We start from the raw sequence: 19,464 nt of genomic DNA, 5'->3' as shown, positions 1-19,464 counted from the left end.
CTTACGCCCTGTGCGCTACGCGCTCGCCCAGCAGGCCTGCCGGACGGAAGACCAGCACCAGAATCAGGACCATGAAGGCAAAAACGTCCTGATAGTTGCTGCCGAAGACGCCGTGGGTCAGTTCACCCAGGTAACCTGCGCCCAGCGCTTCGATAATGCCGAGCAGGATCCCGCCAATCATTGCGCCACGAATGTTGCCAATGCCCCCCAGCACGGCGGCGGTAAAGGCTTTGATCCCGGGCAAAAAGCCCATTGAGAAGCTGGCGTTGCCGTAGTTGCTGGCCATCATCACGCCTGCCAGCGCGGCAAATACGCCGCCAACGGCGAACGTCAGGGTAATAATGGCATTGGGGTTAACCCCCATCAGCGTGGCAACGCGCGGGTTTTCCGCTACGGCGCGCATGCCGCGCCCCAGGCGGGTGTATTCAACCAGCAGCCATAGCCCGGTCATCACCGCAAGCGCCAGCGCCACGGTAACAATGCCGGTGACGGTCACAATGGCGGGGGGATGCAGTTCGCTTCCTGACGTCACGGCGATCGGCTCCATGGGCAGGATCTGCGGGAACATCAGCGGGTTGCGCGTCCAGATAATCATCGCCACGGTTTGCAGCAGGACCGAGACGCCGATGCCGAGATCAGCGGCGCCAGGCGCGGGGCGTTGCGCAGTCGACGGTAGGCAAAGCGCTCCACGGCCATTGCCAGCAGGGCGCAAACGGCCATGGCAATCACCAGGGCAACGCCAAGCTGCAACAGCAGCGGCATGTGCGGAAAGGTGGCGTTCAGGGCGTTAATGGCGGAAAGGGTGGTGAGCGCACCGACCATCAGAATATCGCCGTGAGCAAAGTTAATAATGCGCAAGATGCCATACACCATGGTATAGCCCAGCGCGATCAGCGCGTAAATGCTTCCCAGCATCACGCCGTTGATCAGTTGTTGTATGAGTGTATCCAACGTCTGTTCCCGCAAAGTCTTCTTTCTGCGGCTACCATCCGATAAATGAATTAAATTGTAAAATACACATATATTATTTCTTATGATAAACCGCTATTGCTTTATCTTAATGATTTATATAAAGATAATGTAATTGAGTTTTAAGGTGTAAAGCCTAAAGAAATCAACATATGAATAAAACAGAACAATCGTCGGGTTTGTCCGCGTATGCAGACAGTCGCCTGGCAAACGATCCGCCGCTTCGGGCTGTCCGTGCCTTCGAGGCCATCGCCCGGCTGGGCAGCGTCACGCTAGCCGCGCAGGAGTTGGATATCTCACCGTCGGCGGTCAGTCATCAGCTCAAGGTGCTCGAAGGCTATCTGCAAATGCCGCTGACGGAACGTCAGGGGCGCAGGCTGGTGCTGAGCCAGCACGGACGTGAATATTACCGCTCGATCCGTGCGGCGTTTAACGTGTTGCGACAGGCAACGGAGCATCTGGCAGAGCAGGCGCAAACGCGTCAGGTCACCATCAGCCTGATCCCGCTTTTTGGCATGGGGTGGTTTATCCCGCGTCTGCCTGATTTCATGCGCGCTAATCCGCAGACCGAGATCAACGTTGTGTATGCCAACCATCGTAACTATCTGAGCGATGCCTCGGATATGTCGATTCGTTTTGGTAACGGCCAGTGGGCGGGCTATCAGAGCGAAAAGCTGATTTCCGGACAGATGGTTCCGGTGTGTAGCTGCGCGTTTTTGCGCATTCATGGGCATATCGATACGCCTGAGCAACTGCTGCAAATGCCGCTGCTGCATGATGAGGAGCGCACCAGCTGGCCGCAGTGGTTTCAGTTGCAGGGGGTAAAACGATCTCTGCGGCGCAGCGGCCCCCTGTTTGAAGACGGGCTGTTGACGCTGGCGGGCGTACAGGCTGGTCTGGGCTGCGCGCTGATGCGCGAGCCGCTGATCGCGCCTTATCTTGAGAGCGGCGAGCTGGTGAAGATATTTGACTTACCCATTGACGACGGGCGCGACTATTACCTCTGCACGCGTGCCGATTCAGAGATGACCGAGGACGGTAAGCTGCTGCAAAACTGGCTTCGTCGGGCTGCAGGCGTCGAACCGCTTACGGCGTAAGCAGGCAGTGCTTATCAAGCGCTTCAATTTCCGAACCGCTGTAGCGTGCGTATTGCCCGGTCAGGCCAAAAAACGCGGGTTGGGTTTCGGTGTAGATTTCCGCAGCGAGCACCAGCCGGCGTCGCTCATCTTCGCCCATCTCAAGCAGCGTCCAGGGAATGAAATAGCGCGACGTGGAGGTCAGTTTGAACCACAGCGGGCAGCCGCAGCCGGGACAGAACCAGCGTTCGCCGCGCGCCGATGATGCAAAATGAGAAGGGGCGATGGAGCCTTGCTCAAGAAGCGGTTCGCCCTGCGGCTCAAGATACATGGCAATGCCGCCCGACCACTTCTGGCATTGGGTGCAGTGACATGCGTATACGTCAAAATTGTTGAGGCTCACGCTGAACTGACTCATTCCGCACAAGCAGCGTCCTTTGAATATGTGCATGGCGTACTCCTTTTTGACGCCAGAATTCCGTATAAAAAAAGCCAGCCGCATGGGCTGGCCTTTTATCGTGACAAATCTTAGAACTGGTAGGTCAGGCCTACAGCTACGATGTTGTCGGTAGCAACGCCAGTTGCTTTGGTGAAGCTGTTGTCGTCAACCAGGTTGATTTTGTAATCAACATAGGTAGACATGTTTTTGTTGAAGTAGTAGCTCGCACCAACGTCAACGTATTCAACCAGATCCTGGTCGCCGTATGAACCCAGGTCTTTACCTTTGGATTTCAGGTAAGCGATGGACGGACGCAGGCCGAAGTCGAACTGGTACTGAGCAACAACTTCGAAGTTCTGAGCTTTATTCGCGATATAACCGCTACCAAAGTTGGTCATGTTGCGGGTTTCAGAGTAGGTGGTTGCCAGATAGATGTTGTTCGCATCGTATTTCAGGCCAGCAGCCCATACTTCTGCGTTCTCACCGCCAGCGTTAACGGTGTTAGCGACGCGACCTGCAGCAACCTGACGGTCAGTACGGTCAGATTTCGCGTAGGTTGCACCGACACCGAAGCCGTCCATTTCATAGGTAGAAGACAGACCCCAGCCGTCACCGTTCGCTTCGGTTATGTCGTTACGGTCGTTTTTACCCTGGTACTGAGCGGCAACGTTCAGACCGTCAACCAGACCGAAGAAGTCGGTGTTACGGTAGGTTGCAACGCCAGTCGTACGGCCAGTCATAAAGCCATCGGTCTGGGTCCAGGTATCGCCACCGAACTCTGGCAGAACGTCAGTCCATGCGCCGATGTCGTAAGCAACACCGTAGTTGCGACCGTAGTCGAAAGAACCGAATTCGTTGAATTTCAGGCCCGCGAATGCCAGACGAGTTTTGCTGCCGTCAGAGCCCTGTGATTCAGAACGGTTGCCTTTGAACTCATATTCCCACTGGCCGTAACCGGAAAGCTGATCGTTGATCTGAGTTTCGCCTTTGAAGCCCAGACGAACGTAAGTTTTGTCGCCGTCGTTATCAGTATCATCAGAGAAATAGTGCAGACCTGTTACTTTACCGTACAGATCCAGCTTGTTACCGTCTTTGTTATAAATTTCAGCCGCGTTTACAACGCCTGCTGCCAACATGGAAGTCACTGCCACTGCAACTAATTTAAGTTTCATCTTAAATGTTCCTTATAATTTTCTTTGGTATTTCCTGAGCCACTTTGAACGATTTCTAAACGAGGCCAATCGTCAATGGCATGCTATTTTTAAAAATCTTGTAGTCCTATTTCAATAATAAGTTTCAAATTATTAGCAATAATTTCATTTAGTGTGATCGAGATCGGGTATATGACGATGAAATAGCGTCAAATGATTAGTATTTAATCAATTAATTGTCGGGTTGATTGCTGTGAATATAGTTTCCTAAGGGTTTTATAAAAAGTGGTAATTATCGGTATTTCCGTTCATTTGGGAGCGATGAATGGTCATTATAGCCGTAATGCCTTGCTTTGGACTCGTAATGCACGGAATTTCCGTTCTGGTAACTGAAATAAACAGAAACATACTATTGCACTTTGTGCTATTAACCTTGTGAGTATTTGAAGCACATTAATAACCTTCTGGTGTCAATTTATGTCAATTCGAGAGGGGCGGGATTTACGAAAGGGGGTGGAATATAAACAGAATCTAAACACGTGCTCTAGTGCTCAGATGAATATTTTGGCGTGCGCTCACATATTAAATTTATGTTAATTATTTGCTGTCGGGATAAATATTTCTCGACAGCAAAACCGGCATTATTGTCTTGCTGCGTACCAGCAGAGCAACGACCCGGCGCAAACCATCAGCGCGCCTTGCCAGAACGAGAATGAGAGGGGGGAACTCAGCACTGCGGCGGCAAGCGCGGCGGAGAGGACAGGGGTAAAATAGGATACGGCGGCAAGTACCGTGACGTTACCGTGAAGGATGCCAATATTCCATGCGGCGTAACCAAACCCAAGCGCAATACCGCACATGACGAGTTTCACTACCAACGGAAGCGTGAACACCATCTCGGGCTGATCGCTCAGGAAATATTTCACCCACAGGCTCAGCGCGGTCAGCAAAACAAACAGCGTGATGCCGTTTTGTCCTTTCGCAAATTTGCTGGTGACCGTGCAGTAGGCGGCCCAGATAAATGCCCCGGCAAACGCCAGCGCGTAGCTCAGCGGGCTGGAAACGATATTGCGGGTTATTTCATCAAGATGTAAACCCTGTTCACCGCCCAATACCCAGCAGACGCCCAGCAATGAGACGGCTAAGCCGGGGATCACCCACAGGGTTGATTTCTGTCCGTTGAACAAGATGGCAAACACAATGGTCAGGCTTGGCCAAAGATAATTGACCATGCCCACTTCAATAGCCTGCGAACGCGTTGCGGCATAGCCCAACGACAGCGCCAGGCATATTTCGTAGCTGACAAATAAAACGCTGCCGGCAATAAGATAGCGGGGTGAAAACCGCCTGATATCAGGAAATCCTACCGTCACCAGGCACAGTAATCCGCTGAGGGTGTAGATCATCGCCGCACCGCCTACAGGACCCAGTCCCTCACTCACGCTGCGAATAAGGCCGACCATGGTGCTCCATAACAGTATTGCCGCCAGCCCAATAAGCGTTGCTCTTTTTCTGTCCATTACTTCGCCATTGCAATAAAAATCAAAGGAAAAATGTATCGCATTCATCCTGACGCTGTCGCCCATTATTCTCTTAAACCGTTAATCAAAAAGGGGTATTTAAATATATCGGGGGTGACTATTAGGGGGGGGAAGACAGATGACCTTGATTTGACGCAAAAAAATCAGGGGAGTAACTGCTAGTTTGCGGCGCGAAGTCTTATTCGAAAACGAGGACAACAATGGACGTCAGCCGCAGACAATTTTTTAAAATCTGCGCGGGCGGTATGGCCGGAACAACGGCAGCCATGCTGGGATTTGCTCCCAAAATGGCGCTGGCTCAGGCACGCAACTATAAGCTGCTGCGCGCGAAAGAGATCCGTAACACCTGCACATACTGCTCCGTAGGTTGTGGGCTTTTGATGTATAGCCTGGGCGATGGCGCGAAGAACGCCAGAGAAGCGATTTACCATATTGAAGGGGATCCGGATCATCCGGTGAGCCGCGGCGCACTTTGCCCGAAAGGGGCGGGGCTGCTGGACTACGTTCACAGTGAAAACCGCCTGCGCTACCCGGAATACCGCGCGCCGGGTTCCGACAAGTGGCAGCGAATCTCCTGGGATGAGGCCTTCTCCCGTATTGCCAAATTAATGAAAGCCGACCGTGACGCCAACTTTATTGAAAAGAACGCGCAGGGCGTAACGGTTAACCGCTGGCTTTCCACCGGGATGCTTTGCGCGTCTGCGGCGAGTAATGAAACCGGCATGCTGACGCAAAAATTTGTGCGCTCTCTCGGCATGCTGGCGGTAGACAACCAGGCGCGCGTCTGACACGGACCAACGGTAGCAAGTCTTGCTCCAACATTTGGTCGTGGTGCGATGACCAACCACTGGGTTGATATCAAAAACGCTAACGTCGTGGTGGTGATGGGCGGTAACGCTGCTGAAGCCCATCCGGTGGGGTTCCGCTGGGCGATGGAAGCGAAAAACAACAACGATGCGACGCTTATCGTCGTCGATCCGCGCTTTACGCGTACGGCATCGGTGGCCGATATCTATGCGCCAATCCGTTCCGGCACGGATATTACGTTCCTGTCCGGCGTGCTGCTGTACCTGATCGAAAACAACAAAATTAACGCCGAATACGTTAAGCACTACACCAACGCAAACCTGCTGGTGCGGGATGATTTTGCCTTCGATGACGGGCTGTTTAGCGGCTATGACGCCGAAAAGCGCCAGTACGATAAAACGTCCTGGAACTATCAGTTCGATGAAAACGGCTATGCGCTGCGTGATGAAACCCTGACGCACCCGCGCTGCGTGTGGAACCTGCTTAAGCAGCACGTTTCCCGCTACACGCCGGACGTGGTAGAGAACATCTGCGGTACGCCGAAAGCGGACTTCCTGAAGGTGTGTGAAGTGCTGGCCTCAACCAGCGCCGCAGACAGAACCGCGACGTTCCTGTACGCGCTGGGCTGGACGCAGCACACCGTCGGCGCGCAGAACATCCGCACGATGGCGATGATCCAGCTGCTGCTCGGCAACATGGGGATGGCGGGCGGCGGCGTGAACGCGCTGCGCGGTCACTCCAATATTCAGGGCCTCACCGACCTTGGCCTGCTGTCAACCAGCCTGCCGGGCTACCTGACGCTGCCGTCGGAAAAGCAGGCGGATCTGCAAACGTATCTTGAGGCCAATACGCCGAAAGCGACGCTGCCGGACCAGGTGAACTACTGGAGCAACTATCCGAAGTTCTACGTCAGCCTGATGAAATCCTTCTACGGCGATGCGGCCCAGAAGGAGAACGACTGGGGCTTTGAGTGGCTGCCGAAGTGGGACCAGGCGTACGACGTCATCAAGTACTTCAACATGATGGATAAAGGCAACGTCACGGGGTATATCTGCCAGGGCTTTAACCCGGTAGCCTCCTTCCCGGACAAAAACAAAGTCGTTCGCAGCCTGAGCAAGCTGAAGTACATGGTGGTTATCGATCCGCTGGTGACCGAAACGTCCACCTTCTGGCAGAACCACGGGGAATCGAACGATGTTGATCCGGCGTCGATTCAGACCGAAGTGTTCCGCCTGCCGTCCACCTGCTTTGCGGAAGAGGACGGTTCCATCGCTAACTCCGGCCGCTGGCTGCAGTGGCACTGGAAAGGCCAGGATGCGCCGGGCGAAGCGCGTAACGACGGCGAAATCCTGGCGGGGATTTACCATCGTCTGCGCGAGATGTACCGCACCGAAGGCGGCAAGGGCGCTGAGCCGCTGTTAAAAATGGGCTGGCACTACAAGCAGCCGGATCGTCCTGAGTCTGAAGAGGTCGCCAAAGAGAACAACGGCGTGGCGCTGGCGGATCTCTATGACGCTAACGGCAACCTGGTGGCGAAGAAAGGCCAGCTGCTGAACAGCTTCGCGCTGCTGCGCGACGACGGCACGACGGCGTCGTCCTGCTGGATCTACACCGGCAGCTGGACGGAGCAGGGCAACCAGATGGCCAACCGCGACAACGCCGATCCCTCCGGGCTGGGCAACACGCTGGGCTGGGCATGGGCGTGGCCGCTGAACCGTCGCGTGCTGTACAACCGCGCGTCTGCTGACGTTAACGGCAGGCCGTGGGATCCCAAACGCATGCTGATCCAGTGGAACGGGGCGAAATGGACGGGGAACGATATCCCGGACTACAACACCGCCGCGCCGGGCAGCAGCACCGGGCCGTTTATCATGCAGCCGGAAGGGCTGGGACGCCTGTTTGCCCTCAACAAGCTGGCGGAAGGGCCGTTCCCGGAACACTACGAGCCGATGGAAACGCCGCTGGGCACCAACCCGCTGCACCCGAACGTGATCTCCAGCCCGGTGGTGCGTATCTACGAAGAGGACGTCCTGCGCTTAGGCAAAAAGGACAAGTTCCCGTACGTCGGGACGACCTACCGCCTGACCGAGCATTTCCATACCTGGACCAAGCACGCGCGGCTTAACGCCATCGCGCAGCCGGAACAGTTTGTGGAGATCAGCGAAACCCTGGCGAAGGCGAAAGGGATCGCCAACGGCGACCGCGTGAAGGTGAGCAGCAAACGCGGGTTTATTCGCGCGGTGGCGGTGGTGACGCGTCGTCTTCAAAGCCTGAACGTGCATGGCCAGCAGGTGGAAACCGTTGGGATCCCGCTGCACTGGGGCTTTGAGGGCGTGGCGCAGAAAGGCTACATCGCCAACACCCTGACGCCAAACGTCGGCGATTCCAACTCGCAAACGCCGGAGTACAAGGCGTTTCTGGTCAACATCGAGAAAGCGTAAGGAGCGATTCAATGGCGATGGAAACACAAGACGTTATCAAACGCTCCGCGACTAACCCGATAACGCCCGCGCCCCGCGCGCGGGACTACAAGGCAGAGGTTGCTAAGCTTATCGACGTCTCCTCCTGCGTGGGCTGTAAGGCCTGCCAGGTGGCGTGTTCGGAGTGGAACGATATCCGCGACGAGGTGGGGCACTGCGTGGGGGTCTACGACAATCCGGCGGATCTGAGCGCCAAATCCTGGACGGTGATGCGCTTTAGCGAAACCGACCAGAACGGCAGGCTGGAGTGGCTCATCCGCAAAGACGGCTGCATGCACTGTGAAGATCCGGGCTGCCTGAAGGCGTGCCCGTCTGCCGGCGCGATTATTCAGTACGCCAACGGGATCGTCGACTTCCAGCAGGACAACTGTATCGGCTGCGGGTACTGCATCGCGGGCTGTCCGTTTAATATCCCGCGCCTCAATAAAGAGGATAACCGGGTATACAAATGCACCCTGTGCGTGGACCGCGTCAGCGTAGGGCAGGAGCCTGCCTGTGTGAAAACCTGTCCGACCGGGGCTATCCACTTCGGCACTAAAAAAGAGATGCTGGACGTGGCGCAGGCGCGCGTGGACAAGCTGAAAGCGCGCGGCTACCAGAATGCGGGTGTTTATAACCCGCAGGGCGTGGGAGGTACGCACGTGATGTATGTGCTGCACCATAACGACCAGCCTGAGCTGTACCACAATCTGCCGAAGGATCCGGCGATCGATACCTCCATCAACCTCTGGAAAGGGGCGCTTAAGCCGCTCTCCGCGGCGGGCTTTATCGCCACCTTTGCGGGGCTGATTTATCACTACATCGGTATCGGGCCAAACAAAGAGGTGGATGACGACGAGGAGGAGCATCATGAGTAAGTCGAAAACGATCGTGCGCACGAAGTTTGTTGACCGCGCCTGTCACTGGACGGTGGTGATCTGCTTCTTCCTGGTAGCGGTGTCGGGGATTTCGTTCTTCTTCCCGACGCTGCAGTGGCTGACCGAAACCTTCGGCACGCCGCAGATGGGGCGCATTCTGCATCCGTTCTTCGGCGTGCTGATTTTCGTGGTGCTGATGTTTATGTTCGTGCGCTTTGTCCACCACAACATCCCGGACAAGCAGGATATTCCGTGGGTGAAAGGGATCGTCGAAGTCCTGAAGGGCAACGAGCATAAGGTCGCGAAGGTGGGGAAATACAACGCCGGGCAGAAGATGATGTTCTGGACCATCATGAGTATGATTTTTGTGCTGCTGGTGACCGGCGTGATTATCTGGCGTCCCTATTTTGCACACTACTTCCCGATTCAGGTGATTCGCTACGCGCTGCTGATCCACGCCACGTCGGCCATCATTCTCATCCACGCCATCCTGATCCATATGTATATGGCGTTCTGGGTCAAAGGATCGATTAAAGGGATGATTGAAGGGAAGGTGAGCCGCCGCTGGGCGCAGAAACACCATCCGCGCTGGTATCGTGATGTGGAGCGACTGGAAGCGAAACGGGAAAGCACGGAAGGAATGAAGTAAGACCTGCGCCGTCGGCTTTGCCCGGCGGCGCTGCGCTTGCGCGGCCAGGGCAAATGCCTGACCGGCTGGCGTCATGTGTTAGTCAATAAACGATCAACTGCCGCTATAACGTCATGACGTGCGTTGCGTAAATTACAAACAAAGTCTTTAGGGTTTATTTTGTTGTTGTTAAGGTTGGTTATCATTGGCGAATAAATCAGAAATGTTTCAAAATCGATATTTACGCCTGGAGCCAGATGGCTCTGCCATAACGGTAATTTATTATTTCTCGCGAGCGGTACAATGACGCGTGTGGCAAGATCATCATAATAATCATCCTGAATGAGCATATAATAGGGAAGCTTGTCTCGGGTTGCCGCAGATGTATTACGGTAAACATTAAATTGTCTCAGCATTAAAGCACCCTGAAAAACTCATCATCGGTAATGGTTCCATGTTTTTCGACAAACTCATTCATTGACCGAATAAATGAACGATCTGCTTCTGATGCCTTACGCGGGTCAGCTGAGTCTGGCGCGGTGTTGCTCGACGGTTTTGTCGATTTGATGCGTTGGGAGGGGGTGTGCTCTGCTGGGTATGTCATCAGTATCTCCTTTGTTGGTGCGGTCATTATCAACCGCAGCCAACAAAAAACAATACCGTATCCCCTGGTAATCTACATTCTGCGAGGCGTATTCCAGTAATTTCAGAACCGCTCCTCCACATACCGGAACGGGTATTTTGTGGGTTTGACTTTACCAATTTTACGTTTCGGTAAATCCACTTTTTCGACGTGAATTTCTTTATAGGGAATTTGGGTGAGCAGGTGCGAAATAATATTCAGGCGCACGCGTTTTTTATCTTCTGAACGTGCCACAAACCACGGCGCCCATGCGGTATCTGTCGCTTCAAACATGGCGTCGCGCGCGAGGGTATACTCGTCCCACAGGTTAAAGGATTTAATATCCATCGGCGATAGCTTCCAGATTTTACGACCATCGTTAATACGATCGCGCAGGCGGCGCTCCTGCTCTTTAGGCGTGACCTCCAGCCAGTACTTCAGCAGGATAATCCCGGCATCAACCATCGCTTTTTCCATCACCGGCGCACCATCTAGAAACTTTTCAACCTGCTCGGGGGTGCAGAATCCCATTACCCGCTCGACGCCCGCGCGGTTGTACCAGCTTCGGTCGAAAATGACGATCTCCCCGGCGGCAGGCAGATGGGGAACATAACGTTGAAAATAGAGCTGGGTTTTCTCTTTCTCGGTGGGTGCAGGAAGGGCAACAACGCGAAACACGCGAGGGCTGACGCGCTCGGTGATCGCTTTAATGGTGCCGCCTTTGCCGGCACCATCGCGTCCTTCAAAAACAATACACACTTTTAGCCCTTTGGCGACGACCCACTGCTGGAGCTTAACCAGGTCAACGTGGAGGCGACGTAGCTCTTTTTCATACTCTTTGGTCTTTAACGGTGCATTCTTTACGACATCAACAGCGACAGCGACACTGGTTTTCTTTTTGTTTCCCATGATGGTCATCCTCAGATTGTCCGGCGCGGAAAAAAGCGAGGCCGCACTATGAAGTGTAATCCACCTGATATTATGCGTAATGTTTTTAGGTAATTAATTTCACAACACTTTTTTTAAGCAGATACTGAGGTATTCGCGAAGGTGTTTAGCACCCATTCCCCTATGTAGATGCAATAAAATCAGCACTTTTAAACCCACACGCTATATGTGGTTAGCGTGATAATTTCATTCTTATTTACTTAAAGGAACTAAGAATGAGTTGGAATAAAGAAGCTGCAGTTTCGTATCTCCGTTCACACGCTCTGGGGCACTCTCATAGTGAATGTGCTAAGTTTACCCGCCTGGCCATTCTGGCTGGAGGCGTTAAGGTGCCGAACACAGATTATGCAAAAGATTATGGGGCGGAGTTATTACGTGCTGGGTTCAGTGAGCTGCCGCCCGGTTCTACTTTAATTTCTGGCGATGTGGCTGTGATACAGCCGTATCCTGGAGGAAATGGCATAGGTCACATGACTATGTATGACGGTACGCAGTGGATTTCTGACTTTGTTCAAAAAAGCATGTATCCGGGGCCTGGGTACCGCAAAATGCAACCATCCTTTAAAATTTACAGGATGCACTGATGAAAAGGATATTTTTATCATTCGTTATGCTGCTGGTGGGATGTAGTTCGGCTGCCCGTCAAGATCAGAGCGCGCAAGACGCTACCGAATCATTTTATAAATCCTATCTTTCCGCATTCGGCAGCGATGAAGCCAGACCTTATCCTGCCGACGCACTGCGTAAATATGTTTCTGCTGATACTATTGCTCGCATTAGCACCATTCAGGAAATCTCTGAACAAGAGTTAATCGAATCTGATTATTTTACGTATACCCAGGATTACTCTCGCGATTGGATACCTGCGTTACGAGTGGGAAACGCAAGGCCATTTTTAAACGGTGAAGTAGTCCAGGTCATTGAGGGGGCGGGTGATGGAAGAAGCATACATCTTGAAGTCTTTCTTCGTCGTGAAGGAGATGCATGGAAAATCTACCGCGTTCGTGACATAACGAACAATCACGAGCACCCAATTTTCAATGCTGGCGCTATTACACGCGCTAAATCAGCGGCAGAAAGCGAACTGTAAAAGCTAAACCTTAAACCCTTTGGCCCTGACACCAGTCGGGGCTTTTTGTTTCCCATTCCCGCCGCGTAGCAATGGGAGAAAACTCCTGAATTAATGGATTAACCTGCCAGCCAACGGATTTGAGCTGGCTCACCATACAGGATTATTCAATAATGCCCGTCGCGAGTGATTAACCAGTGGTTGAGGTATGAAAAAGACAATTTTTTCGTTGGCGCTTGGCACATTTGGCCTGGGAATGGCCGAATTTGGCATTATGGGCGTGTTAACCGAGCTGGCACATGACACCGGTATTTCGATTCCCTCCGCCGGGAATATGATCTCGTTTTATGCGTTCGGCGTGGTGATTGGCGCCCCGATTGTGGCGCTGTTCTCAGGCAAGTTTTCGTTAAAGACCACGCTGCTGTTTCTGGTGGCGATGTCCGCTGTCGGAAATGCCCTGTTCACGTTTTCCACATCCTATTTCTGGCTGGCGGTGGGGCGGCTGATTTCCGGCTTTCCGCACGGGGCTATTTTTGGCGTCGGGGCGATTATCCTGTCTAAAATTGCGCCACCGGGTAGGGTGACGGTCGCGGTGGCAGGGATGATCGCCGGCATGACCGTGGCCAACCTGATGGGCGTTCCGCTGGGGACCTGGCTCGGGCACCAGTTCAGCTGGCGTTATACCTTTTTTCTGATTGCCGTGTTCGATGCGCTGGTGATCCTCTCGGTTCTGCTCTGGGTGCCGGACATCCGCGACACGTCAGAAATCAAATTGACCGATCAGTTCCACTTTCTGAAAAAACCAGAACCCTGGCTGATTTTTGCCGCCACCATGTTTGGCAACGCCGGGGTGTTCGCATGGTTCAGCTTCGTCAAGCCGTTTATGGTCATCGTCTCCGGTTATTCAGAAGGGATGATGACGGCCATCATGATGCTGATGGGGCTTGGCATGGTGTTGGGCAATCTTCTGAGCGGTAAGCTCTCGGGGCGTTTTAGCCCGCTGCGCATTGCGGCCACCACCGACATGGTGATTGTCGCCTCGCTGCTGCTGCTTTTCGCCTTTGGTGAACTGAAAACGGCCTCGCTGGTCATGGGCTTTATCTGCTGCGCCGGGCTGTTCGCGCTCTCTGCGCCGCTACAAATTCTGCTTCTGCAAAATGCGAAGGGTGGTGAGATGCTGGGGGCGGCAGGGGGACAGATGGCGTTTAATCTCGGCAGTGCAATTGGCGCGTACTTTGGCGGGATGATGATTGTCCTCGGCTTTAGCTGGCGTTACGTCACGCTGCCGGCGGCAATACTTTCGTTCTCGGCCATGAGTGCACTGCTGATCTACGGCCACCTGCGGGCCAGACGGGCTCAGGCTAACGCTCGCGCGCTAGCCTGACAGATTTCAGGCAAGCCAGGGCTCACCCAGGGTCAGCATCAGACGGTTGGCCCAGGCGAAGAACGCGGCGGACTGCACCAGATCAAGCTGCGCTAAGGTATCCAGCCCCTCTTTTTCCAGCGCGGCAAGGTGCAGCGGCGTGGCGGCAGGCGGCGTGACCGACAGCGCTGCCGCAAAATCGATTTCCGCCTGCCAGCGTGCGGATTGCCCCTCGCTCAGGGACCGCCCCGGCCTCACGGCCAGCAGGGCTTCCACCGCCGCGTCAACCTTTGACAGCTGGCTGGCTTTACGCGCATGGACAGATGCGCAGTAAATGCAGCCGTTGATTTTACTGGCTACCGTTGCGGCCAGCTCGCGCTCGGCGCGCGGCAATCCCCCCGATGTATAAAAAATTCCTTTATCCGTTAACGTGCGCTGTTCAAGCACCGGCAGGTTGCGCCCCAGCAGGCGGAAGTAGTCGGAATCGGTATGGCCAAATTTAGCCAGAATGGCAACCTCATCGTCACGGAAATCCGCCAGCGGTTTGGCCGCTATCCACGGTTCCCATCCCAGCTCCTGCTGGGTAAACGCGACGGGGGCCGCCTTCCCGGTGACCGTTGTTGCGGTCGTGTGCCAGATGCCTGCCGCCACCGGCGCATCGCTTTTGGCGACGGGCCTGTCGTTCAGCAGCCGCAGCCCGGTGATGAGTCGGCTCTGGAAGCTCACAAACGCGACGAGCTGCGCCAGGGTAACAATGCCTTCCTTGCTCCATCCCGCCTGGGTCAGCGCCTTTAACGCTGCTGGCGTCGCTTCGACGGGTGAGAACGTCAGCAGGCGCGCGAAGTTCAGCGCCGGGGTCAGGCGTTCTGAGGTGGGATCGGCCAGGCCAAACCCTGCATAGTGTGCGGCCAGCGCCTCCGCGCTGTGCCACCTGGCGACTTTTGCCGCCACGGCGAAGCGCTCGTCGAGTGCAAAATCAGCATCCTGCTGGCTAAAGAGGATTTCGTAGCTGCCCTGCGCGTGGCGCGTGGCGGCATCACGCGTGGCGCGCGCCTCTGCCAGAGGGGAACCGGGTTTAATTTCCGCCAGCTCGGCGAGAATGTCCTGACTTAATGACATAGGTGTCTCCTCAAAGGATGTGGGGGGCAATACGTTCGGCGATCAGTTCGATGGACCGCAGCGTGTCGCGATGCGTGGGTTCGACCGAATGGACCTGGAATGAAATATCCGTGGCGCGCCTGAGAATGGAATCAGCATTCAGAGAATGCAGCACCGTATCGGGCGAACCAATATGCGCGTCAAACTGGCGGCGATAGTCGGTGACATTGTCACCTTTAACCACGTGCCCGGCAGCGCGATGCTGCTGGGCCTGTTTCGTGAGGCCCGGCGTCGCGACCCTGAGCGCATAGTCGTCGCTGTCGGCGACGAACGCCGTACGGGAGGCCAGAATGCGCGGTGCGATGCCCGGAGGCAGCGCATCGAGGTAGGCATCCACAATCGGGTTCTGGATCTCGTCGAGCGTTAAATCCAGCCGATCTGCCGGGCGCGGCTGCGTGCGGGAGAGCATTAAACCGTGTCCGGCCCGCGCGGCGCGAACGGCTCCGTCAACAGAGAAGGTGGCAATCCAGATACGGTCGGCAAGCTGTGGCGCAGGCGGGTAAAGGTGGTTATCCGGATGGGTCAGCGAATCCCCGCGCCAGGCGCTCTGGATCACATGTAAATGGTCAGCAAACGCCGCGCCGCGCTCCTCAAACGTCAGGCCGAACGGCAGAAAGCAGGTCGGTGTGCCGCCCGAACCAAAACCGACCTCAAGACGGCCATCGGCGAGTAAATCGAGCACGGCGGCATCTTCCGCGACGCGCAGCGGGTTTTCCATCGGCAGGGTGATGATAGCCGTGCCCAGTCGGATGGTTTCGGTATGCGCGGCGACGTGCGCCAGAAACAGCAGCGGCGATGGCAGGCCGCCTTCACTTTCGTGGAAGTGGTGCTGGGCAATCCAGGCGCTGTCAAAACCGTGGCGTTCGGCGTGGCGGATCTGTTCAGTTGCCAGACGATAGCGCTCCTTCGGCGAAGCGTCGTCAAGCAGGCGGGTGAAAAATCCCAGGCGTTTTCGCGTCATGCGAACTCCTCCGTAGCGGGTGAAAAATGGGGAATGGCGTCAATCAGCTCGCGGGTATAGTCGTTCTGCGGAGACGCGAATAAGGTTCCGACGTCGCCCTGTTCGACCACCTGACCGCCGCGCAGCACCGTGACGCTGTGGGCGATCCGGCGGACGGTAGACAGATCGTGCGTGATAAAGAAGTAGGTCAGTCCCAGCTGCTGCTGCAGCTGCTGAAGCAGAGCCAGAATCTGCGCCTGCACGGTGACGTCCAGCGCGGAGGTGGCTTCGTCCAGCACCAGAATGGTCGGCTCCAGGATCAGCGCCCGGGCGATGGCAACGCGCTGCCGCTGTCCGCCCGAAAGCTCCCGGGCGGTGCGGGTCAGGAGTTCGACGGGCAGGGCAACCCGCTGCGCCACTGTCTCCACCCGGAGCTTTCGCTGCGCCTTACCGAGGCGAGAAAAGTTCTTCAGGGGCTCCTCGATGATGTCAAACAGCGTCTGACGCGGGTCGAGAGAGGCAAACGGGTTCTGGTAGACAAACTGGATCTTATGGCGCAGCTGACGGCGGGCCTCGCGGCTGAGCGCGGTGGCATCAATATCATCAATGATGACCTGTCCGCTGTCGGCCTGTTCAAAACCCAGCAAAATACGGGCGAGGGTGGTTTTCCCGGAGCCGGATTCACCGACCAGCGCATGCGTACTACCGCGCCTGACGTCAAACGTCACCCGATCCAGCGCCTGAAGCTGATGACCTTTGCCCAGGGAGAATTGTTTGCTGATGGCGCGGGCGCGAATGGCCGGGGACGCGAGCGGGCGACCGGCTACCTGGGCGATGGTCAGGCGCTGGCCCTGGAGATCGCTCAACAGCTGGCGGGTGTAGGCGTGCTGCGGCGTGCGGACGATATCGGCGGTGTTGCCCTGTTCCTGAACCTCGCCATCGCGAAAAACCAGCAGCCTGTCCGCGCGCTGTGCGGCCAGCGCCAGATCGTGGGTGACAAACAGAACGGCGGTACCCGATTCCCGGCGCAGGATATCCAGCAGATCGAGAATGCGTTTTTGCACCGTCACATCCAGCGCGCTGGTGGGCTCATCGGCAACGATCACGTCCGGGCGCAGGGCAATGGCAATGGCAATCAACACGCGCTGTTTCATCCCGCCGGAGAGCTGGTGGGGATACTGCGTCATGCGCTGTTCGGGGTGGCTCAGGCCGACCTTTGTCAGCAGGGCGAGCACCTGCTCGTCGCGCTCGGCGCGGGTCACCTTCTGGTGGAGCTGAATGATTTCTCCGACCTGCGCACCGATGGTTTTCACCGGGTTGAGCGAATTACCCGGATCCTGCGGCACCAGGCTAATTCGCGCCCCGCGAAGGGTATCGAGACGCTTCGCGGACCATCGGCTAATCTCCTCGCCGTTGAGCGATATTTTTCCCGCATCGCGCCGGGCGTTATCGGCCAGCAGGCCAATGATCGCCTGCGCCGTGGTCGTTTTGCCGGATCCGGATTCGCCGACAAACGCCAGCATTTCCCCTCGCCCGAGCGTGAAGCTGACGTTATGCACCACCTCTCGCCACTGGCGCGCGGTACGGTAGCTGATCGTCAAATTTTCCACTGAGAGCACGGTCATTAGCGACCTCCGCTGAACTGTTGGCTGATACGGTTGGTGGCCAGCACCACGGCGATGACGACGACGCCGGGGAAGGTGGTGAGCCACCAGGCGGTAGAGAGATAGTTACGACCTTCGGCAATCAGCAAGCCCCATTCCGGCACCGGCGGCGGGGTGCCGTAGCCGAGAAAGCTCAGCGTGGAGAGCGCCAGGATGGCCTGACCAAACTGCAGCGTGGCAAAGGCCAGAACGGCGGTTAACGCGTTGGGCAGAATGTGTCGCCACAGCACGGCGAAAAACGTCCCGCCGCTGCCGAACGCCGCTTCGACATAATCCGTATGGCGGATACGCACGACTTCACCGCGCGCGAGGCGGGCGAAGCTGGCAATGGAGGCCACGCCGACGGCAATCGCGGCGTTAACGGTGCCAAATCCGAGCAGAATAATCACCGTTAGCGAGAGCAGCAGAGACGGGATGGACAGCAGCACGTCGACGAAGCGCATCAGCAGAGACTCGACGCGTCCGGCGAACGCCCCGGCAATCACCCCTAAGCCGGTACCGACCACCAGACCCATCGTCACGGCGGCCAGCGCCGCGCTCAGGGAGTGTGATGCACCGTAGACAATACGCGTGTAAACATCGCGGCCAAGCTGATCGGTGCCGAGCCAGTGTCCCGCCTGCGGCGCCAGGCGCTGTGCTCCGGCGATGCCCTCAATCGGGCTGTAGTGGGTTAACAGGCCGGGCGCCACGGCGGCAAAAGCGGCGAGAATAATCACCCCCCATGCCAGCCACAGTCCCGGCTGCCATTCCACGGCCTGCCAGGCTGGAACGCGTTTTCGCGCGGCGGCAGCGTAATCGACCAGACTCATGATGCACCTCCGGTAACGGTTTGCAGACGGGGATCCAGCAGCGGCATCAGCAGATCCACCAGCAGATTGATCAGGACAAAACCGAGGGCGGAAATCATCACTACCGCCTGAAGTACGGCGATATCCTGGTTATTCACCGCCTGCTGGGTCAGCTGTCCGAGCCCGCTGCGGCCAAAAACGGTTTCCGTGATCAGCGCCCCGGCAATCAGCTCCCCCAGCAGCAGCCCGGCAATGTTCAGGACCGGCAGCAGGGCGTTGCCGGTAACGTGACGCCACAGGACGGCGGTTTCACTCAGCCCTTTGGCACGGGCCACGGCGACAAACGGCTGCGTCGCCACCTGGTCCAGACTGCGCATCAGAATTTGTGCCAGCGGGGCGGATATCGGGATCGCGACGGTCACGATCGGCAGGATCAGCCCCTGGAGCGGCGTCGGGTTAATCACCGGGATCAGCCGCAGCTGAAAAGAAAAGAGCTGGATGAGGGCAATCCCCAGCCAGAACGTGGGTAGGGAGATAAACAGGACCGGCAGAGACTGGAGAGTATTGCTCAGCCAGCGCAGACCCGGCAGACGCGATGCAAAGGCCAGCGCAAACGCCAGCAGGACCGCAAGCACAAACGCGGGCAGGGCGAGGCTCAGGGTATCCGGCAGATTGCTGGCAATCAGCTCGCTGACCGGGACGCCGGCCTGTAGCGAATAGCCGAAATCCCCGCGCAGCATCGCCAGCAGCGTGTGGCCGTATTGCTGCCACAGCGGGCTGTCCGCGCCGTAGGCCACGCGCATCTCCTCGATTTGCGCCGGGCTTAAGCCCAGGTCCGGGTTCTGAAATTTAATCAGCACCGCGTCGCCCGGCAGCACCTGGAGCAACACGAACGAGAGGGTAAAGGCGGCCCACAGTACCAGCAGCCCGTGCCCAAAGCGTTGAAGAAGTGCGTGGCGCATCG

Annotated in this window: 18 protein-coding genes and 1 pseudogene; 7 read left to right on the top strand and 12 right to left on the bottom strand. The window is 56.3% G+C overall.

Going from position 1 to position 19,464, the window contains the following annotated elements; all coding sequences use genetic code 11:
• Position 1 precedes the first annotated feature (1 nt).
• Positions 2-951: pseudogene (locus ACJ69_RS07480) on the bottom strand (branched-chain amino acid ABC transporter permease).
• Positions 952-1,121: 170 nt separating this feature from the next.
• On the opposite strand from ACJ69_RS07480, the gene ACJ69_RS07475 reads away from it, so the two are divergent.
• A complete protein-coding gene (locus tag ACJ69_RS07475; protein WP_054829647.1) occupies positions 1,122-2,066 on the top strand; it encodes a LysR substrate-binding domain-containing protein in 945 nt (314 codons plus the stop codon).
• On the opposite strand, the gene ACJ69_RS07470 is transcribed toward ACJ69_RS07475, so the two are convergent.
• The 3 genes from ACJ69_RS07470 to yddG all read right to left on the bottom strand — a co-directional run bounded on the left by ACJ69_RS07470 (position 2,056) and on the right by yddG (position 5,155).
• Complete coding sequence (locus ACJ69_RS07470) at positions 2,056-2,496, bottom strand: GFA family protein (RefSeq protein WP_029741106.1); 441 nt, start codon at positions 2,494-2,496, stop codon at positions 2,056-2,058. The two genes, ACJ69_RS07475 and ACJ69_RS07470, sit on opposite strands and share 11 nt — an antisense overlap.
• Before the next feature lie 77 nt (positions 2,497-2,573).
• On the bottom strand, positions 2,574-3,656 hold the full coding sequence (gene ompC, locus ACJ69_RS07465; protein WP_029741107.1) for a porin OmpC: 1,083 nt from the start codon (positions 3,654-3,656) through the stop codon (positions 2,574-2,576).
• Positions 3,657-4,276: 620 nt separating this feature from the next.
• Positions 4,277-5,155, bottom strand: a complete 879-nt coding sequence (yddG, locus tag ACJ69_RS07460; RefSeq protein ID WP_054829648.1) for an aromatic amino acid DMT transporter YddG — start codon at positions 5,153-5,155, stop codon at positions 4,277-4,279.
• 221 nt (positions 5,156-5,376) lie between these two features.
• On the opposite strand from yddG, the gene fdnG reads away from it, so the two are divergent.
• Genes fdnG through fdnI form a run of 3 tightly spaced genes read left to right on the top strand, consistent with a single transcriptional unit; the run spans position 5,377 to position 9,969 of the window.
• Positions 5,377-8,424 (top strand): formate dehydrogenase-N subunit alpha, encoded by a 3,048-nt coding sequence (gene fdnG, locus ACJ69_RS07450; RefSeq protein WP_155616771.1) that lies wholly within the window; start codon positions 5,377-5,379, stop codon positions 8,422-8,424.
• A gap of 11 nt (positions 8,425-8,435) precedes the next feature.
• Positions 8,436-9,320, top strand: a complete 885-nt coding sequence (gene fdxH, locus ACJ69_RS07445; protein ID WP_047647644.1) for a formate dehydrogenase subunit beta — start codon at positions 8,436-8,438, stop codon at positions 9,318-9,320.
• Positions 9,313-9,969, top strand: coding sequence for a formate dehydrogenase-N subunit gamma (fdnI, locus tag ACJ69_RS07440; protein ID WP_054829650.1), 657 nt, complete (start codon positions 9,313-9,315; stop codon positions 9,967-9,969). Before fdxH ends, fdnI begins: the two co-directional genes overlap by 8 nt.
• 71 nt (positions 9,970-10,040) lie before the next feature.
• Here fdnI and ACJ69_RS07435 read toward each other — a convergent pair whose 3' ends face one another.
• The 3 genes from ACJ69_RS07435 to ppk2 all read right to left on the bottom strand — a co-directional run bounded on the left by ACJ69_RS07435 (position 10,041) and on the right by ppk2 (position 11,479).
• Complete coding sequence (locus tag ACJ69_RS07435; RefSeq protein ID WP_054829651.1) at positions 10,041-10,364, bottom strand: CcdB family protein; 324 nt, start codon at positions 10,362-10,364, stop codon at positions 10,041-10,043.
• Positions 10,364-10,552 (bottom strand): hypothetical protein, encoded by a 189-nt coding sequence (locus ACJ69_RS07430; RefSeq protein WP_059346808.1) that lies wholly within the window; start codon positions 10,550-10,552, stop codon positions 10,364-10,366. The genes ACJ69_RS07435 and ACJ69_RS07430 overlap by 1 nt, the downstream gene beginning before the upstream one ends.
• A gap of 102 nt (positions 10,553-10,654) precedes the next feature.
• Positions 10,655-11,479, bottom strand: coding sequence for a polyphosphate kinase 2 (gene ppk2 / locus ACJ69_RS07425; RefSeq protein ID WP_059346807.1), 825 nt, complete (start codon positions 11,477-11,479; stop codon positions 10,655-10,657).
• Between the two features lie 254 nt (positions 11,480-11,733).
• Between ppk2 and ACJ69_RS07420 the strand changes: the two genes are divergently transcribed.
• The 3 genes from ACJ69_RS07420 to araJ all read left to right on the top strand — a co-directional run bounded on the left by ACJ69_RS07420 (position 11,734) and on the right by araJ (position 13,971).
• On the top strand, positions 11,734-12,102 hold the full coding sequence (locus ACJ69_RS07420) for a hypothetical protein (RefSeq protein ID WP_032656922.1): 369 nt from the start codon (positions 11,734-11,736) through the stop codon (positions 12,100-12,102).
• Positions 12,102-12,608: a YqhG/Tai3 family protein gene (locus ACJ69_RS07415; protein ID WP_054829652.1), complete on the top strand. Its 507-nt coding sequence runs from the start codon at positions 12,102-12,104 to the stop codon at positions 12,606-12,608. Before ACJ69_RS07420 ends, ACJ69_RS07415 begins: the two co-directional genes overlap by 1 nt.
• Positions 12,609-12,795: 187 nt before the next feature.
• On the top strand, positions 12,796-13,971 hold the full coding sequence (araJ, locus tag ACJ69_RS07410) for an MFS transporter AraJ (protein ID WP_059346806.1): 1,176 nt from the start codon (positions 12,796-12,798) through the stop codon (positions 13,969-13,971).
• 6 nt (positions 13,972-13,977) lie between these two features.
• Here the strand turns inward: araJ and ACJ69_RS07405 are convergent, their stop codons facing one another.
• Genes ACJ69_RS07405 through ACJ69_RS07385 form a run of 5 tightly spaced genes read right to left on the bottom strand, consistent with a single transcriptional unit; the run spans position 13,978 to position 19,462 of the window.
• Positions 13,978-15,069, bottom strand: a complete 1,092-nt coding sequence (locus ACJ69_RS07405) for an alkylhydroperoxidase domain protein (RefSeq protein ID WP_059346805.1) — start codon at positions 15,067-15,069, stop codon at positions 13,978-13,980.
• Positions 15,070-15,079: 10 nt separating this feature from the next.
• A complete protein-coding gene (locus tag ACJ69_RS07400; protein WP_059346804.1) occupies positions 15,080-16,069 on the bottom strand; it encodes a putative FMN-dependent luciferase-like monooxygenase in 990 nt (329 codons plus the stop codon).
• Positions 16,066-17,673 carry a dipeptide ABC transporter ATP-binding protein gene (locus tag ACJ69_RS07395; RefSeq protein WP_059346803.1) on the bottom strand — a complete coding sequence of 536 codons (1,608 nt, stop codon included), beginning with the start codon at positions 17,671-17,673 and terminating at the stop codon, positions 16,066-16,068. The genes ACJ69_RS07400 and ACJ69_RS07395 overlap by 4 nt, the downstream gene beginning before the upstream one ends.
• The gene (locus ACJ69_RS07390) at positions 17,673-18,521 is read right to left on the bottom strand and encodes an ABC transporter permease (protein ID WP_039262825.1); all 849 of its coding nucleotides are present in this window, start codon (positions 18,519-18,521) and stop codon (positions 17,673-17,675) included. The genes ACJ69_RS07395 and ACJ69_RS07390 overlap by 1 nt, the downstream gene beginning before the upstream one ends.
• Positions 18,518-19,462: an ABC transporter permease gene (locus ACJ69_RS07385; RefSeq protein ID WP_024909556.1), complete on the bottom strand. Its 945-nt coding sequence runs from the start codon at positions 19,460-19,462 to the stop codon at positions 18,518-18,520. Before ACJ69_RS07385 ends, ACJ69_RS07390 begins: the two co-directional genes overlap by 4 nt.
• Positions 19,463-19,464 lie beyond the last annotated feature (2 nt).

The organism is Enterobacter asburiae (assembly GCF_001521715.1).
GTDB lineage: Bacteria > Pseudomonadota > Gammaproteobacteria > Enterobacterales > Enterobacteriaceae > Enterobacter > Enterobacter asburiae.
Note: the sequence above shows the minus strand (reverse complement) of the source record. Positions and strands in the feature narration are given on the sequence as shown.